The 16,688-nt window shown below is 65.8% G+C and carries 20 protein-coding genes and 1 tRNA gene; 13 read left to right on the forward strand and 8 right to left on the reverse strand.

All coding sequences use genetic code 11. From position 1 onward, the window contains the following. The first annotated feature begins 10 nt into the window (after positions 1-10). Positions 11-1,027 carry a TIGR00269 family protein gene (locus BV210_RS04660; RefSeq protein ID WP_077205516.1) on the forward strand — a complete coding sequence of 339 codons (1,017 nt, stop codon included), beginning with the start codon at positions 11-13 and terminating at the stop codon, positions 1,025-1,027. A 96-nt stretch (positions 1,028-1,123) separates the two neighbouring features. Here the strand turns inward: BV210_RS04660 and ftsZ are convergent, their stop codons facing one another. From ftsZ to BV210_RS04675, 3 genes are all read right to left on the reverse strand, one after another. Next, complete coding sequence (gene ftsZ, locus BV210_RS04665) at positions 1,124-2,341, reverse strand: cell division protein FtsZ (RefSeq protein WP_077205517.1); 1,218 nt, start codon at positions 2,339-2,341, stop codon at positions 1,124-1,126. A gap of 3 nt (positions 2,342-2,344) precedes the next feature. Further along, on the reverse strand, positions 2,345-2,527 hold the full coding sequence (locus BV210_RS04670) for a ribbon-helix-helix domain-containing protein (protein ID WP_077205518.1): 183 nt from the start codon (positions 2,525-2,527) through the stop codon (positions 2,345-2,347). A gap of 232 nt (positions 2,528-2,759) precedes the next feature. Further along, positions 2,760-3,317, reverse strand: a complete 558-nt coding sequence (locus tag BV210_RS04675; RefSeq protein ID WP_077205519.1) for a zinc ribbon domain-containing protein — start codon at positions 3,315-3,317, stop codon at positions 2,760-2,762. Positions 3,318-3,466: 149 nt separating this feature from the next. Here BV210_RS04675 and BV210_RS04680 point away from each other — a divergent pair. Next, positions 3,467-3,540 (forward strand) — tRNA-Tyr (locus BV210_RS04680). Between the two features lie 416 nt (positions 3,541-3,956). On the opposite strand, the gene BV210_RS04685 is transcribed toward BV210_RS04680, so the two are convergent. Next, positions 3,957-4,268: a hypothetical protein gene (locus BV210_RS04685; RefSeq protein ID WP_077205520.1), complete on the reverse strand. Its 312-nt coding sequence runs from the start codon at positions 4,266-4,268 to the stop codon at positions 3,957-3,959. Positions 4,269-5,075: 807 nt separating this feature from the next. Further along, positions 5,076-6,095 carry a site-specific integrase gene (locus BV210_RS04690; RefSeq protein ID WP_077205521.1) on the reverse strand — a complete coding sequence of 340 codons (1,020 nt, stop codon included), beginning with the start codon at positions 6,093-6,095 and terminating at the stop codon, positions 5,076-5,078. Positions 6,096-6,462: 367 nt separating this feature from the next. Between BV210_RS04690 and BV210_RS04695 the strand changes: the two genes are divergently transcribed. Next, a complete protein-coding gene (locus BV210_RS04695; RefSeq protein ID WP_077205522.1) occupies positions 6,463-6,765 on the forward strand; it encodes a HalOD1 output domain-containing protein in 303 nt (100 codons plus the stop codon). Position 6,766: 1 nt separating this feature from the next. Here the strand turns inward: BV210_RS04695 and BV210_RS04700 are convergent, their stop codons facing one another. Further along, positions 6,767-6,949 (reverse strand): hypothetical protein, encoded by a 183-nt coding sequence (locus BV210_RS04700; RefSeq protein WP_077205523.1) that lies wholly within the window; start codon positions 6,947-6,949, stop codon positions 6,767-6,769. Positions 6,950-7,246: 297 nt separating this feature from the next. Between BV210_RS04700 and BV210_RS04705 the strand changes: the two genes are divergently transcribed. The 10 genes from BV210_RS04705 (at position 7,247) to BV210_RS04750 (ending at position 15,853) form a co-directional block, all read left to right on the forward strand. Next, positions 7,247-7,906 carry an HAD family hydrolase gene (locus BV210_RS04705; RefSeq protein WP_077205524.1) on the forward strand — a complete coding sequence of 220 codons (660 nt, stop codon included), beginning with the start codon at positions 7,247-7,249 and terminating at the stop codon, positions 7,904-7,906. Between the two features lie 16 nt (positions 7,907-7,922). Then, a complete protein-coding gene (gene cbiB / locus BV210_RS04710; protein WP_172824923.1) occupies positions 7,923-8,831 on the forward strand; it encodes an adenosylcobinamide-phosphate synthase CbiB in 909 nt (302 codons plus the stop codon). A gap of 119 nt (positions 8,832-8,950) precedes the next feature. After that, a complete protein-coding gene (gene cobS / locus BV210_RS04715) occupies positions 8,951-9,703 on the forward strand; it encodes an adenosylcobinamide-GDP ribazoletransferase (protein WP_077207971.1) in 753 nt (250 codons plus the stop codon). After that, a complete protein-coding gene (locus BV210_RS04720) occupies positions 9,703-10,278 on the forward strand; it encodes an NTP transferase domain-containing protein (RefSeq protein WP_077205525.1) in 576 nt (191 codons plus the stop codon). Before cobS ends, BV210_RS04720 begins: the two co-directional genes overlap by 1 nt. Positions 10,279-10,314: 36 nt before the next feature. Further along, on the forward strand, positions 10,315-11,367 hold the full coding sequence (gene cobD, locus BV210_RS04725; protein WP_077205526.1) for a threonine-phosphate decarboxylase CobD: 1,053 nt from the start codon (positions 10,315-10,317) through the stop codon (positions 11,365-11,367). After that, positions 11,364-12,074, forward strand: a complete 711-nt coding sequence (locus tag BV210_RS04730) for an adenosylcobinamide amidohydrolase (protein WP_077205527.1) — start codon at positions 11,364-11,366, stop codon at positions 12,072-12,074. Before cobD ends, BV210_RS04730 begins: the two co-directional genes overlap by 4 nt. A 27-nt stretch (positions 12,075-12,101) precedes the next feature. Then, the gene (locus BV210_RS04735) at positions 12,102-12,764 is read left to right on the forward strand and encodes a cob(I)yrinic acid a,c-diamide adenosyltransferase (protein WP_077205528.1); all 663 of its coding nucleotides are present in this window, start codon (positions 12,102-12,104) and stop codon (positions 12,762-12,764) included. 165 nt (positions 12,765-12,929) lie between these two features. Beyond that, positions 12,930-14,486 (forward strand): cobyric acid synthase, encoded by a 1,557-nt coding sequence (locus BV210_RS04740; protein ID WP_077205529.1) that lies wholly within the window; start codon positions 12,930-12,932, stop codon positions 14,484-14,486. Positions 14,487-14,519: 33 nt separating this feature from the next. Next, positions 14,520-15,290 carry an AAA family ATPase gene (locus BV210_RS04745; RefSeq protein WP_077205530.1) on the forward strand — a complete coding sequence of 257 codons (771 nt, stop codon included), beginning with the start codon at positions 14,520-14,522 and terminating at the stop codon, positions 15,288-15,290. Further along, positions 15,287-15,853 (forward strand): hypothetical protein, encoded by a 567-nt coding sequence (locus BV210_RS04750; RefSeq protein WP_077205531.1) that lies wholly within the window; start codon positions 15,287-15,289, stop codon positions 15,851-15,853. The genes BV210_RS04745 and BV210_RS04750 overlap by 4 nt, the downstream gene beginning before the upstream one ends. A gap of 201 nt (positions 15,854-16,054) precedes the next feature. On the opposite strand, the gene BV210_RS04755 is transcribed toward BV210_RS04750, so the two are convergent. Together BV210_RS04755 and BV210_RS04760 are read right to left on the reverse strand one after the other, a co-directional pair. Beyond that, positions 16,055-16,291 (reverse strand): HTH domain-containing protein, encoded by a 237-nt coding sequence (locus BV210_RS04755; protein ID WP_077205532.1) that lies wholly within the window; start codon positions 16,289-16,291, stop codon positions 16,055-16,057. A gap of 48 nt (positions 16,292-16,339) precedes the next feature. Continuing rightward, on the reverse strand, positions 16,340-16,528 hold the full coding sequence (locus BV210_RS04760; RefSeq protein WP_077205533.1) for a hypothetical protein: 189 nt from the start codon (positions 16,526-16,528) through the stop codon (positions 16,340-16,342). Positions 16,529-16,688 lie beyond the last annotated feature (160 nt).

Genomic DNA, 16,688 nt, shown 5'->3' on the forward strand with positions numbered 1-16,688 from the left:
CCCGCCGGTAATGGACTGTGACAAGTGCGGCGACGAGGCGGTGATGCACGCCGCCTACTCCGGGCTCCACATGTGCGCCGACCACTTCTGTCGGTCCGTCGAGACCCGGACCCGCAGGCGCGTCCGCGAGGACAACCTCCTGCCCGACGACGCCTCCCCCGAGGACCCCGAGACCTGGCTGATCGGGCTCTCCGGCGGGAAAGACAGCGTCGTCCTCACGGAGATCCTCCACGACACCTTCGCCCAGGACCCGCGGGTCGAACTGGTCGCCCTGACCATCCACGAGGGGATCGAGGGCTACCGCGACGAGTCGCTGTCGGCCTGTCTCGACCTGACCGACGACCTCGACATCCGTCACGAACTCGTCACCTACGAGGAGGAGTTCGACCTCCGGATGGACGACGTGGCCGTCGACGACCCGATGGACATGGCCCCTTGCGCCTACTGCGGCGTATTCCGTCGCGATCTGCTCTCGAAGTACGCCGAGGAGTACGATGCCGACAAGCTGCTGACCGGCCACAACCTCGACGACGAGGCCCAGACCGCCCTGATGAACTTCTTCGAGGGCGACGTCGAACAGATGGCCAAACACTTCGACGCGAGCCTCGGCGCGTTCCCGAGTGGGGACGATCCGGCCGATCCGTCGGACCGCGACGGCACTCCGACCCGCGTCAGCACCGACGGCCCCTTCGTCCCGCGGGCCAAGCCGTTGCGGGACGTGCCAGAGAAGGAGATCGCCCTCTACGCCCAGCTGAAAGAGTTGCCCGCCCACATCACCGAGTGTCCTCACTCCAGCGAGGCCTACCGCGGGGAGATCCAGCAACTCCTCTTCGATATGGAGGAGAACCATCCGGGCGTCCGACACTCGATCATGGCTGGCTACGAGGACCTGGCCGCGATGGCCGCCCGCGCCTACCGCGACGGCGGCGGCCCCGAGTACGGCGAGTGCGAGCGCTGCGGCGCGACGACGACCCGCGACGTCTGCCGGAAGTGCTCGCTGGTCGACGCGGTGCAGGCTGCGGATTAGGGCGCTGTGTATCGCAAGTCACGATAGAGCAGCGGCTATGCGGACGTTTTCGCGAGAAAAGCGGAAAGTTGGTGTTCGGCTCCGCGAGTGCGTGGCTCAGTTCGTCCGGATGACGTCGAGCCCGTTTTTCTGTTCGCTGGTTTCGTCCTGGCCGCCGTCGGCCCAGCCGTCACTCTGGGCGCCGGTGGTGTTACCCATCCCGTTCTCGACGTTCTCGCTCGCGTCGAAGGTGCCCTCGAACTCGGCCTCGTCCGCGTCCATCGCCTGCTTGGACTTGTTGGCCTGCTTCTGGGCCGTCGGACCGAGGATCTGGGCGCTCTGGACGCCGGTCATGATGGCCATGACGCGGACCTTGCCCTTGTACTCCTCCTGGATGCGCGCGCCCCAGATGACGTTGGCGTCGGCCTCCAGTCGGTCGGTGATGTTCTGGGCGATACCCTCGGCCTCCTTCAGCGTGAGGTCGGGGCCACCGGTGATGTGGACCAGCCCACCGGAGGCGCCGCGGTAGTCCACGTCGAGGAGGGGATGGTTCATCGCGTCCTTGACGACCTCCTCGGTCTTGTTCTTGTCCTGGGTCTCGCCGACGAGCATGACTGCCACGCCACCCTTGTTCATTATGGATGACATGTCGGCGTAGTCCAGGTTGATCAGCGAGGGCTGGGTGATCGTCTCGGAGATGCCCTTGACGGTCTCGGCGATGATCTGGTCCATCACCGAGAACGCCTTGCCGATCGGCAGGTTCGGGACGTAGTCGAGCAGGCGGTTGTTGTCCAGCACGATGATCGAGTCGGCCTCGTTGCGCAGTTTCTCGAGACCTTCCTCGGCCTTCACCGTGCGGGCGCGCTCGACGTTGAACGGCGTCGACACCATGCCGACGACGATCGCACCCTGCTCCTTGGCGATCTTGGAGACCACGGGGGCCGCACCGGTCCCGGTGCCGCCACCCATGCCTGCGGTTACGAAGACGAGGTCCGCTTCACCGATGACCTCCTTGATGGTGCCCTGGGCCATCTCGGTCGCGCGCTCGCCCATGCTGGGGTCGCCGCCCGCGCCGAGTCCGTTGGTGAGGGACTTCCCGACCAGGATCTTCGTGTCGGCCTCGATCATCTCGAGGTGCTGGCGGTCGGTGTTGATGGCGATGGTCTCGGCACCGTCGACGCCGATGTTGTACAGCCGGTTGACCGTGTTGTTCCCGGCACCGCCTGCGCCGACGATGACGATCCGGGGGTCACCGAAGCCTTCCGCACCGGCGTTCTCCTGTTTCTCCTTTTCCTTCTCGTCGTTCTCCAGGGCCGACTTCACGAGGTCCTGCATCGTCTACACCTTGGCCCAGGAACGCTTGCGCTTCTCAGAGGATTCCCGGGTATCCTCCTGTTCATTTAGCATGTCGCGGACGGCCGACCGTATGGCCTCGCTCCGGTTCGGGTATTCCCCGGAATCGACCATTCGTTCGACCTCTTCGATCTGCTGTTTCGGAATCCGTAGTGTCACACGCTCCATATTTGGTTCCCCTGTTGGGTAAGACGGAAAGGGGTGTGCCACTGCGCCCCATGTGTTTTACACACCGAAAACCGCACCACGGCAGTCGATTGCCGTGTGTCGGATCCGGTGTGTAAGACGCACCGTCTTACGCAGAGTTTACATCATACTGTTGGGTTATAAAGGTTTCCCCTACCGTAAGACACGGAGTTAGTATCGACGTAAACGCCGGCCTACTAGCGTTTACGCCGGGTTAGGGCTTGTCCAACACGTCGGCGGCCGGGGTCCGACGGCCACAGCCGGGACAGAACGCCCAGTCCGACCGGAGCTCGTCGCCACACTCACAGAACACTCGACGGGCCGCCTTCTCTCCGCAGTTCGGACAGTAAACGTGATCTGCGCCCAGATTCTCGCCGCATTGCTGGCACGTAGTACGCTCGTCCGCGGGCGAGTCCCCTGTGTCCGCGTCCTCCTCGACTGGCGTCTTACGTCGGTCGACGCTCACGTCGTCGGACTCGGTGGAATCGCCGTCGAGAGCGATGTTTACGTTGATATCCTGTGGTTGGCGCGGCGTAAACGCCGTCTCCAGTCGGTCGGCGATGATCGCGTCGACACGTTCCGCCACGAGGTCGTCGAGGCTGTCCTCGGTCGGCGTGGCTCCAGTGGCCGACGCCGCGTTCTGGGAGGGCCCGCTGGCCTCCCCGTCGAGGTACGTCCGGAGGGCCTCCCGCATGACTTCGCTTTTCGACGCGTCGAACTCCTCGAGTTGCTCGATGAGTTCGTCGTCCGCGCGGAACGTTATCTTGCTCATTCGACCTGTCACTTAGTACTCAACCAAGGTATTTCAATCTTCCCGACCGTCTGACAGTCGTCAGTCGCTTCGAGGCCGACCCCTGGACCCGTTGTCGATTCTCGAATGATAACGGTTAAGTCTGCCAGTCGTCCTACGTTGTGATGCGTCCGCCCTTAGCTCAGACTGGTAGAGCAGTCGACTGTAGATCGACTTGCCCCCCGTTCAAATCGGGGAGGGCGGACTTCCCTTTACGTCGGAATGAATACGCACAGTAGAGCCATTAGCGCGCTCTACAGTCGACTGCTCTACCAGTCTTCGACGGGCGTATTCACACCGGAGTTGAACAGGGAACATAACGCACCCCGTGCCTTCGGCGTTCTAGCAGGAGTCGAACAGTCCACTCACTTAGTCCTATGAACAACGGCAGAGATTGCGAGAAACCCGCTTTCCGAAAGCAATCGGAACAATCGCGTTCGATATACTACTCACAGACTGACTCACGGTCCCGATCTACCCGTCTCATTTGCGACTCTCCATCACTAATCGTAAACTCAGCACACGCCGGACAGCCATCAATTCCCTTCTGCCCCAGGAGACGAAGGACATACTCCGGGAACGGCTCGCCACAGTCCTCGCAGGGGATCATACTCACGTTTCTCACGCCCTCTCAGTTGCGAGAGTAATCATCATCAGGAACACCGCCAGCACGATAATAACGTCGAGGATGCCCCACAGAGACGATGCGCCGCTACTCCAGCTTGAGGTTTCTACCGCCACGATCTCCGAGATACCCATTGGGATCAGGAACGCCGCAACCAGTCCCGTAACCGTGAGTCCGACTACGACATTTACCGCCCGATCCGCTCCGGTCTGCGCTCTGTCGTCACTCACGAACGCTTTCGCGAGCGTTTTCGCACGTTCGATTTGATTCATTTCTATCACTAACTCCAGAAAGAGGTTTCCCGTCACCCAATATCAAAGTATCGTATGTATGAAATATATGGGGTTATGCCGGGGGCAAACTCGCTCAAGCAAATAGTATAATTCGTCGGGCTAAGATTCTCTAACGCCTATCAAACCGACTCTGTGGTTTCATTCAGGGACCGGGTGAGGATAGAACCGAATAGCCTCTCAATCAGGTAAGTAAGAAAGAAACCGCACAGTTACTAATTAATATAGTACAATCTGCCGACTCTCACCACTACTCAAACGATGTCTGGACCTGTGCGCAACTGAGGTTCTCGCCCAGTCTGTGCGTAATGTCTCTCGTTTAACCGCGTGAATCCATGTGCGATTGCGTCCGTCGATCCGCACGGAACAGAGCGGTATTGAAACAACTCTGAATACAAGAAGTTGCGTGACATACTCGAACAGTAGACTGGGGTTCTGTGCATAGTGCCGCCTACAGCAGATCAAAACGAAACGTCACACCGCAACAGCTGGCCCCAGATCAAGAACCCCGCACCGTTCTATAGACAAGAACAACAGACCCGTCTCTCACAACAAACAATACGCTATACAGTTATCCTGTTATATCACGAGACGATGCGTTCGCTCCTGTAACTCGCTTGTTCGTTCCTTCCCTGCTTCCTCATCCCCAACTGGGGCTTGCGGTCTTCTTCTTGTAGAACGGGGATTGCGGGAGCGGGTACCCCTGTTATCTCGGGACTGCGCTCGTTACAGATTGCTCGATTTCTAGACTAATAACCGGTTCCCTATTATGACAACGAATCTCAAATCAGTTGGCTTTCTATATAAGGATGTATTAGGATTCGCTCAGATACCGTCGATAAACTCCCTCCGTTGTTCGACTTTCACTTCCTCACTCCGTTGGTCATAGTGCTTGTCGATCACGTCGGCACTCACGTTCATACGGTCACTCACAACCTTCTCGGGAACGTCATTAGTGAGATGATGCGTGATACTCCCGCGACGGATTGCATGGGGACTCACGCCCGTAGGACACCGACTGTGATGGCTCTGTTCGGTTGCCTCGCACGTTTCTATCTCTCTCCCGTGAGGGCACTCGTCGGCGTAATAGCACGGTCTGGAGACGTTATAGACGATTGCACGGATTGAGGACTTGGCGATTCGTCCGTGTCGTGTAGCAATCAATGGTTCTCGTCCGTGTTCGTCCGTTACGTCGGGACGGGTCTGTTCTATCCAGTCGCTCACAGTCTCGCATACGTCGAGAGATAGCCCGACATACCGTTCTCCCTCGGTCCCATTCTTCAATGCTGTATCCGTCTCGGGTCGGTGTTCGACTTCGAGATAGGCGTCTTGCGGGTAGAAATCACCCACATCAAGAGCGTGTAACGCACCCATCCGAATCCCTGTGTGCCAGAGTAGCTCAACAACGACGTGAAACCGGGACGCATACTCGAATCGCCGGAGATACTGTAATAGATTCTCCGCCCGTTCTGCGGATAGCATTTCCTGGCTACGTTCTTCGGATGATGATACCGTAGGCATACGCACTTTCTCGCTAAGGCCCTCTCTCACGCCGTCTATGGACTCACAGAACCGTAGGAACACCCGTAAGGTCTGTATCTGTGTTTGGAGTGAAACAGCGTTTAGATCGCCGTCATCCTTCCGCCAGAGACGGAACTCGTGTATGTCCCGTCCCGTGAGATCGTTCATGTTCTCTATTCCGTTCTTCTCACTCCAACGAATGAAGTGTACCAAGCGATAATGGTGCGCTTGGAGGGTTCGATCCGATACCTCTCCTTTCCGCTCCCGGAGATACATTTCCTTGGCCTTCTCCGGGGTAAGCGGTTGTAGGTCGTTCGTGGACATGGTTTGTCACAGAACGCCGTGAGAGGCAGAGAGAGGCTCTGCCCCCCGTTCAAATCGGGGAGGGCGGATTTGGTTTTCAGTCGATTCGTAGTCGACCGGAGATCGACGTGTCCCCCGTCCTCGTGAGCGTAGCGAACGAGGGCTCGGAAGTCGCGCGCAGCGAAGCGAGCACGTCTCACAGTGTTCACAATCGGGGAGGGCGGACTTGGTTTTCGTGGCGCTCGGCTTCGAGACCCGTGTTTCGCGACCGGGTCCAACCTGCAGTGTCGACGACTAATGGAGAACGACACGTTAAATAGTCACGTCGCTAACCTCGGAACGAGAGGATTTTGTTGTCGTGTGGTAGCCCCGGTCGCACCAGATCGATATGACAGTTCCCGACGACAGGGAGGTCGAGTACGATGCGGAGACCGGAACGTACCGGACCTCCTACGACCCAGCGACGCAGAGCCCGAGCATCCGGGTCCTCGAAGCCGTGGGTGCGGTCAGAGATGCGGAGCCGACAGCACTCGACCCCCTCGACCAGTACGTCGACCCGGACGCCCTCGACCACGTGTTCGATCCGACGGCCGAGAAGTCGGGGACCCACGGCTCGCTCTCCTTCAACTACGAGGGGTTGCTCGTCGTCGTCCACAGCGACGGGGAGATCGAACTCCGCGAACAGGTGTAAGCTACGGTCGTTTCTCGGGCGGCCGCCCACCGCTGTCCAGCCACTCTTTCGACCTGATATCGTACCCGCCACAGTTCGGACAGACCTGTGGCTGGCGCTCGAAGGTCGCGCTGCAGGCCAGACACTCGTATCGGTCCGGCTGGTCGCTCGACAGGTACTCCTTCAACCGCAGTAGCGTCCCCATCCGGCTCACCTCGGGGTCCGCCGGGGGCGTGTCGGAGTGTGCACTATCGTCTCGTGAACGGGGGGATACCGACCGCGGGCCTCAGTCATATCACAGGGTGACGCCCCTCCCGCTAATGAATACACCCTACCGTTCAACCGGCAGACTGCAACGGTATATCCCCGGTTTGCAATTCCAGTTACAGTTGCCGAATCCGAGAGCGTATCTGGCGGTGTTCGTGCGGGTAGGTTGCTCGTACACACGTCGAGCGGTCGCGTGACCGCGTCGTTTTTGTGAGTGCCGCGGGTGGGTTCGCGCGTGGCAGTTTCGTTCGATCTCTTCGGGACGCTGGTCGACGTCGACCGCTCGTCCGACCCGGCGGCCGCAGTCGCCGCGGCGCTGTCGGACAGGGGTGTCGACGTGCCCGACGACTGGGCGAGCGCCTACCGGGAGCGACACATCGACGCCCCCGACGGCGCGGCCGTACCGCTCCCGGCTCACGTCAGCGCCGCGCTGGCCAGCCGCGGCGTCGACGCTCCCGGGACGGCCGTCCGACGGGCCGTCGTCTCGGCGTTCGACCCAGCCGTCGAGACGCGAGACGGTGCGGTCGAAGCCGTCCGCGCCGCCGCGGACCACGGCCCCGTCGGCGTCCTCTCGAACTGTAGCGTCCCGCACCTCGCCTCGCGCGTGCTCACGCGCTCGGCCGTCGACCGTGAGCTGCTGGACGCCACGGTCACGAGCATCGGCTGTGGCTGGCGCAAACCCGATCGACGGGCCTTCGCGGCGGCCGCCCGGGCCCTCGACGTGCTCATCGACGCGCTGTATCACGTCGGCGACGATCCGCGGACGGACGGCCAGGTCCTCGATCGTGAATCGACGGCCGACGCCCCCGACACCGCGGGGCCGACTCACGTCCTCCTCGAAGACGTGCCCCTCCACGAACTCCCGGCGTACATGGAGGGTCGGGCGTGGGACTGACGGGGGTGTGCGGGCCGTGTTGAGCGCCGGTGCCGTCGGGCTGGCGCTCGCCCTCGACGCCGCGGTCGCCGAACCGCCTACTACTGTACACCCCGTCGCCTGGTTCGGCCACACCGTCGGCCCGCTGGACCGGGACTGGCCTGCGCCGCGGCTGGTCGGCCTCCTCGGTGCGCTCGCGCTCCCACTCACGGCGGCCGCGGTCGTCTGGGGTGGGGTCACGGTCGCGACGGGCGTCGAACCCCTCGCGGGTGCGGCCGTCGCGGGGCTGGCGCTGTTCGTCACGACGAGCCTGCGGCGACTGCTGTCGGCGGCCCGGGACGTCAGCGAGGCGAGCGAGCGCGACCTCGCGACTGCACGCGAGGATCTGCGCGCACTCGCGGGCCGGGACGCCACCGACCTGTCGGCCGGAGCGGTTCGGAGTGCGGCCGTCGAGAGCGCCGCCGAGAACCTCGCCGACGGGCTGGTCGCACCGCTCGCGGCGTTCGCGCTGGGCGCACAGTTCTCCCTCGCGGTCGGCGCGGCCGCGGCCGTCTGGGTGAAGGCGATCAACACGATGGACTCGATGCTCGGCTACCACTCGAAACCCGTCGGGTGGGGTCCGGCACGGCTCGACGACGCGGTGATGTGGTTGCCCGCACGCGCGAGCGCGCTGTTGCTCGCTGTCGCGGCTGCCGCGCCGACGGCGCTCCGTCGCGCGACTCGCTGGGTCGGGTCGGTCCCCTCGCCGAACTCGGGGTGGCCGATGGGGACGCTCGCGGCCGCGCTCGACGTCAGACTCGAAAAGCCCGGCGTGTACGTCCTCAACCCGGACGCCGGACTGCCGACGGTCGACGACGCCCGGGCGGCCGTCCGGGTCGTCGCCGTCGCGGGCGTCCTCGCCTACGCGACTACGGCCGCGGTCGTACTGCTCCCGGAGGTGCGCTGACCGTGTCCGACGACAGTGTGACGCGCGAGGACACGTCCGACGACGAGGCGTCCGACTCGTCACACGACGACCTGCAGGCGGACGCGACCGGCGAGCAGCCCGAATCACCTCCTGCCGGCATCGTCGACGCCGCCCGCGGGGCGCTCGGCTTTCTCACACGGGCACCGGTCGGAACTGACCGGCAGGCCTGGGAGGCCTTCCGGCGGACGCCTGCCGCGTTCGTCCCCGTGGGCTACCTCGTCGGCGCGCTCGCTGCCGTCCCCGTCGTCCTTCCACTCCCTGCCGCGACCGTGGCCGTCCTGTTCCCGCTCGCGCTGGTCGCGCTCACGGGGATCAACCACGCCGACGGCATCGCGGACGTGGGTGACGCGGCGGTCGTCCACGGTGGCGAGGATCCCATCGCGGCCCGCCGACGCGTCCTCAAGGACAGTTCGCTCGGCGTCGGCGGGACACTCGCACTCGCGTTGCTGGTGGCCGGGCTTGTCGCCGCCGGGGCCGCGCTCGCGGGACTCCCGCCGCTCGCAGCACTCGCCGTCGTCGTCGCCGCGGAGGTGAGCGCGAAACTCGGGATGGCGCTGCTGGCCTGCCTCGGGACCGCGCCGGCCGACGGACTGGGTGCACAGCTGACCCGCGTTTCGAGCGAGCGGGCCCCGCTCGTCCCCGTGCTGCTCGCCCTGCCGGCCGCGTTCCTCGGGATCCCCTCGCCGGCCGCGGCCGCGGCGCTCGTCACGGGCGTCCTCACGACGCTCGTATTCTGGCGGTGGGCCGACACCCACCTCGGCGGTGTCAACGGCGACGTGTTCGGGGCCGCGAACGAACTCGCGCGCGTCGTCGCGCTCCACGCGGGGGTGATCGCGTGGACGCTCTCCTGATGTGTGGCGGCCGCGGGACCCGACTCGACGCGCCGGTCGAGAAGCCCCTCTACGAGGTCGGCGGCCGACCGATGGTCGACCGCGTCCACGACGCGCTGGCCGGGAGCGGTGTCGAGTCGGTCGTCGCCGCGGTGTCGCCCCACACGCCCGAGACCGCGTCCTATCTTCGCGAGCGTGGCGTCGCGGTCGTCGAGACGCCCGGCGAGGGGTACGTTTCGGATCTCGACGCGGCGCTGTCCACACTCGACCGCCCCGCGATGACCTGCGTGGCCGACCTCCCCCTGCTCTCGCCGCCGGTGGTCGACGAGGCCCGCGACGCGTTCGGAAACGCTTCGGCCGACTCGCTGACCGTCGCCGTCCCCGCGGCCCTGAAACGCCGGCTCGGGGTGAGCGTCGACACGACCTTCGAGGAGGCGGGCCGAGAACTCGCGCCCACGGGGCTGAACGTGGTGGGCGGCGACGATGGAACTGTGTGGGTCACGTCGGCCCCGGAGCTTGCGGTCAACGTCAACCGGCGCGGTGACGGAGCCGTGGCGGCGTGGCTGGCCCCACGGCTCGACGCGCCGAAGGAATGAAAAGTATATTTCGGCCGGAGACGCTGGGTTCTGGCGATGGATCCCGACGCGGTAGATGCCCTGCTCTCGACCGGGGACGGCGGGGACGACCCGGTGGAAGACGGTGCGCGGGTACCCCACGGGGGGTCTGACGACCGGCACCTGCTCGATTTCAGCGCCAACACGAACCCCCAGTACCCCACGGCCGTCCCGCGGATCTTCGAGACGGCGCTCCCGACCGCGCGCGAGTACCCCGCGGACGACTACTGCTCGTTCCGCGTGGCCGCCGGCGAGTACGTCGGCTGTAACCCGGAGTCCGTAATCCCGACTGCAGGTGGACTCGCCGCGATCCGACTCGCCATGGGCACGGTCGTCCACTCCGGCGACTCGGTGCTCGTACCCGCGCCGACCTTCAGCGAGTACGCCCGCGAGGTCCGCCTCCAGGGCGGCGAGCCCGAATTCGTCCCCCACGACGAACTGCTGGCGGCCGACCCCGCGGGCCACGCGATGGTCGCGGTCTGTAACCCGAACAACCCGACCGGCGAACTGTACGACGCCGACCGCCTCCGTGAGTACGCCGAGCGCTGTCGCCAACACGACACCGTCTTGCTCGTCGACGAGGCGTTCCTCGATTTCACCGAGGCTCCCTCACTCGCGGGGGAGCCGGGCGTGATCGTCGCCCGCTCGCTCACCAAGATGTTCGGCCTGCCCGGCCTCCGGGCCGGTTTCGCAGTCGCGACGGGCAAGCTCCGCGAACGGCTCGCGGCAGCCCGGCTCACCTGGTCGCTGTCGGAACCTGCCGCGGCCGTCGGAGCCCACTGCATGCGACAGACGGAGTTCGTCGCCGAGACGCGCCAGCGCATCGCCCGCGAGCGCCCCCGGATGGCCTCCCGGCTCGGCGACCGCTTCGACGTGTTCGACTCGGACGCACCCTTCCTGCTCTGTGACGCCGGATCGAGCGAAGCCGTCGAGGACGTCGTCGCCGAGGCCCGCGAACACGATATCGCGATCCGGGACGCCCGGACGTTCCGCGGGCTGGACTCGCACTTCCGGGTCGCTGTCCGAATGTCCGCCGAGAACGACCGCCTGCTCGCCGCCCTTGGCGTATGAGGACGGTCGTCGCCGACGGCGTGCTCAAAGTGACGAATCCGAACCGCTGGCTCGCCACGGGACCGGGCGGGGGCTTTCGGACTGCACCAGCAGCCTACAACGTCTCGGTCCCCGAGGGGTTCGACCGGACCGACCTCGACACCTACGTCGCCGAGCGCCGCGAGCGGGCGGGGTTCGAGGCTGACGGTCCTGCCCTCCTGACCGGCGTCGACCTCGTACACGCTCGCGGTGCCCGCGAGGGATCAGTGACCGTCGTCGCGACCGCGGGGCTCTCGAACCCCGCGACGCTCCCGATGGATCCCGATGCTGGGGTGACGACGGTGAACGAGGAATCCCCGGACCGCGAGATCGGCACGGTCAACCTGCTCGTGGGGACGACTCGCGCCCTCGACCGCGGCGCGCTGGCGACCTTGCTCGCGAGCGCCGTCGAGGCGAAGACCGCGACTCTGCAGTCCCTGACGGGCTTTACTGGAACCACGTCGGATGCCGTGGTCGTCGGCTGTGACACCGACGGCGAGTCTGCCGAGTTCGCGGGCAGCGGGACGTCCGTCGGCGCGGCGACGCGAGCCTGCGTCCGCGAGGCAGTCCGGGCGAGTCTCCGATCCAGATACGCCGACCGTGAGATTCCCGACAGCGTAACCGAGGCCGACCACGGCGTCCGGACCGACGAGCGCGCGCTCGTCTTCGAACTCACAGACCGGGAGTGATACGGTCCCCGCGTTCCGAGGGCAGGTATGACCGACGCCACGGACGATGCCGACGACCCGCTCGGCCCACACGAGATCGAGCCGAGCGCACCCGAGGAGTTCGGACTCGTGCAGGTCTGGTGGGGCGACGGCAAAGGCAAGACCACCGCGGCGCTGGGGATGGGCTTCCGGGCCGCGGGCCACGGCTACCGCGTCCACGTCCTCCAGTTCATGAAAGGTGGCACCAGCAGCGTCGAGGACGTACGCGGCGAGTACAACGCCATGGCCACGATGCCCGGTATCTCCTACGAGAACGCGGGTCACTACGGCTGGCACGGCTTCGTGGACGGCAGTGAGGACGACGAACACGAGGCTCGCGCACGCGGCGCGCTCGCGCGAGCACGAGAACTGATCGATGGGGCCGCCGACGCCGACCTCACCTCGTCGTTCCCGCTCGACGGCGACCCCGACGACGGCGTCCACATGCTCGTTCTCGACGAGGTACTGTACGCCGCCAACAGGGGATTGATCGATCCCGACGACGTGATCGGGCTGATCGAGGACAAACCCGAGGATCTGGAACTCGTCCTGACGGGCGGGCACGACCGACCCGAGTACGTCACCGAGCGCGCGGATCTGGTCACCGAAGTCGGCAAGGGCAGCCACCCCATCGAGGCGGGGCAGGGTGCCCGGAAGGGGACGGAGTTCTGAAAAACCGACGGACGGCTGTCTGACGCGTGGCGAACACCACCACAAGACACATTACCCGGCCCCTCCCCTCCATCGTCGTGGCGGACGGGCGCGACACGCGCTCCCCCCACAGTCACACGCTCCTTCGGTCGAATCGGTTTAGTCGCTCGCCCCCCACCGACGGGTGTGAGCGAGGCCAGAACGTTGCTCGTCGCTGGCACCGCCAGTCACGTCGGGAAGAGTACCGTCGCCGCCGGGCTCTGCCGATTGCTGGCGGATCGGGGCGTCGATGTCGCTCCCTACAAGGCCCAGAACATGAGCAACAACGCCCGCGCGGTGGCCGATCCGGACGGCGAGACGGGCGAGATCGGCGTCTCCCAGTACGTCCAGGCCCGGGCCGCACGCGTCCCGGCGACCGCGGATATGAATCCCGTCCTCCTGAAACCCCGCGGCGACGGCGAGTCCCAGTTGATCCTCCGGGGCGAGGCCGTCGCCCACTACAGCGCCGGCGAGTACTACGAGGACCACTGGACGGACGCGCTCGCTGCCGCCCGCGAGTCCCACGCACGTCTCGCCGCCGACCACGAGGCGATCGTCGCCGAGGGCGCAGGGTCCATCGCCGAGCCGAACCTCCGCGAGCGCGACCTGGCGAACGTCGAGACCGCACGCCTCGCGGACACCGATATCCTGCTGGTCGCGGACATCGAACGCGGCGGCGTGTTCGCTTCCCTCGTGGGCACTATCGAACTGATGCCCGAGGACCTCCGCGAACGGGTCGTCGGCGCGGTGATCACGAAGTTCCGCGGCGACCGTTCGTTGCTCGAACCCGGCATCGAGGAATTCGAGGAGCGCACTGAGATTCCGATCCTCGGCGTGGTTCCCTACGACGACCCCGGCCTACCGGAAGAGGACAGCGTGTCGCTCCCACCGGTCGGCGAGCGAGCCGTTCACGGTGACGACGACGGCGTGCCCGACGAACGGGCAGTGACGGTCGCGGTGCCTCGCCTCCCGCGCGCCTCGAACATGACCGATCTGGAGCCGCTGGCCCGCGAGCCGGGCGTCAGGGTGGCCTACCTGCCGCTCTCGGCCTCGCTCGACGACGCGGACGCCGTCGTCCTCCCGGGGACGAAGAACACGGTCGACGACCTGCGCGCGCTCCGGGAGGCGGAGTTCGGCGAGGAGATCGCGGCCTTCGACGGGCCAGTCGTCGGGCTCTGTGGCGGCTACCAGCTACTCGGCGACCGGATCACCAACGCGGGCGTCGAGAGTACCGACGACCTCGACGCCGTCGAGGGGTTCGGTCTGCTCCCGGTCGCGACGCAGTTCGAGTCGGACAAGCGGGTCGAACCGGTGACACGGGAGCTACGCGGTGTCGGGCCGCTCGCGGGTGCCGAAGGGTCGGTCACCGGCTACGAGATTCACATGGGGAAGACTCGGCTGGTGGGCGACGCACAGCGTCCGTTCCCGGGCGACGGGGAACGCGACCCCGACGGTGCTGCGACCGACCGCGTGCTGGGGACCTACCTCCACGGCCTGTTCGAGAATCGGGTCGCACGCGATGCGTTCGTCGAAGCGGTGTTCGCGGCCGTCGGTCGGGAGCGTCCCGGTAGAGCCGACGGCAACGGCGGGAATGTCACCGGCGGGATCGACGCGGCCGCGGACCGGGCGGCGGCGCTGCTCCGGGACCACGTCGATCTGGACGCACTCCCGTTCCCTCAGCGCGGCGACGGCGAGTGCCCGTAAGTTTAAGTGAGAAACCGCGGCCACCATCTGGTAATGGTCGAGGCGTTCGCGGTCGCGAGCGGGAAAGGGGGGACCGGCAAGACCACCAGTACGCTCGCGCTGGGGATGGCGCTGGCCGAGGAGTACGACGTGACGGTGATCGACGCGGACACCGGGATGGCGAACCTGCTCTTTCACGCCGGGCTGTCCTCTGTCGACACGACGCTGCACGACGTGCTGATCGAGGGTGGCGCGCGAGTCGAGGACGCCGTCTACGACCGGTTCGGGATGTCCGTCGTCCCCTGCGGGACGAGTCTGGCGGGCTTCGAGGCGGCCGAACCCGAGCGTCTGCGCGAGGTCGTCGCCACGCTGGCGGTCGATACCGACGTGATCTTGCTGGACTCGCCAGCGACGCTGGGCTCGAAATCGGCCGTCCTCCCCATCGTGCTGGCCGACCGGGTGGTGGTCGTCCTCCAGCCGACGATCCCCGCGCTCTCAGACGGGCTGAAAGTCCAGGAGTACGCCCACTCCTACGGCACCGACACGGCGGGCACGATATTCAACAAGGTGACCGAACCAGACGACGTGCAGTCGGTGGCGGAGAAATCGCGGCGGTACTTCGACGGGCCGACGCTGGCGACGGTGCCCGACAGTGACGCCGCTCGCGAGGCCCGCCGTGCGGGCGAACCATTACTTGCGTACGCACCGGCGACCGAGGCTGCCGAGGCGTACCGCGAGGCTGCCCGCAAACTCGACGTGCGTACCGGGACGGCCGACGACGTGGCGGACCGCTTCCGGAGCGCCGTCATCCCCGAGAGACGATGAAACTCCCCAGCGGCCGACTGGTCCACTCCCGGGTGGTCGACGATCCCGGCTCGGCGCTGGCGGCCGCTCTCGACCGGGAACTCACCGGCTACGCCGTGCTGGAGCCACAGGAGACGCTGCTGCTGGCCGCCGATGCCCGGGGCGTGCTCACGTTCGACGATGGCGTCCCCGTCCTCGCGTACCACACCGAGACCGACCGAGGTGGTCCGCCCGCACTCGCCGATCTGGCGGTCCCCGGCCCCTACCGGCTCGAACTCGTCTCGCTCTCGGCCGACGTCCTCGACGACCTGCACGACACGCCCGTGCTCCGCGTGCCGCCCGGAATGCCCGCCGAGCGTCTCGCGGGCGACCCCGACCTCGCGGCCCGGACGCGAGCGAACGCGCCCGACGACCGCGTCCGGGAACAGCCGGGGGAGGACGCAGATGGCGACGACCCGGCCCAGGAGAGCGCGGTCGAGGCGTTCCTCGAAAACGAGGACAAGATCGAGGCGATCCGCGAACAGGCCCGGGAGGAGGCCCGCGAGCGTGCCGTCGAGTGGGATCTCGACGACGTGTGTGAGTGACGGAGTCCCGCACAAACAGTTAAGATGTTTCGTGGCGTTTGTCATACCGTATGGCGACACGCCAACCCTCGACGGCCTACCACTCGTGTGGCTGTGGTGAGCAGTTCGACTCCACCGAGGAACTGCTGGAGCACGCCCGGAGTGAGCACGGACTCTGGGTCCACTGACGCGGGCGCGGACGCCGATGCGGAGTCGTCTTTTTCAATCGTCGATGTGCACCGGGATCCACCAGACGCGGCTCCGGCCCCCCACCTTCTTGCTCGTCACGTCGGTCTTCTCGGCCAGGTCGTGGAGTTTGTTCAGCGCCGTCCGGCGCGAACAGTCCAGTCGGTCGGCGACTTCCGTCGCCGTCAGCGGTTCCGCGTAGTCGTCGCGCGACGTGAATACGTCGAGCACGTTCGATTCGGTGTACTCGGTCTCGCGACCTGCCTCTGGCATGTGCGGGACCTCTCCGCGGGCGCACTTATTTCCTTCGTGGAAAGTCGGTCAGGACCGGCGGTCAGTCGCGGAGCCGTCCCGTCGGTGACTGAGTTTCTCCCCGACGATGCCGGGGACGGAGGTTCCGCAGTACGTACAGGACCACGACCGGCCGGCAGCCCCGTCCTGCCGGTCGAGTTCGTCGACGGACTGGAGCAGTGCACCGCAGCCATCACACCGATGTGCGGGTGAACTCACGGCTACCCGTGACTACGACGGCCTCGAATATCAACGTCCCCGTCGTTTCGGTCGCCCGACGGCCGAAGTCCACCGGTCACTCCGGCCGGACTGGCGTCTCACAGTCCGGACACGTAGCGTACCGGGCTTTGCTCCCGGCCCGCTCGTACCGGATCAACAG

The organism is Halorientalis sp. IM1011, assembly GCF_001989615.1.
GTDB lineage: Archaea > Halobacteriota > Halobacteria > Halobacteriales > Haloarculaceae > Halorientalis.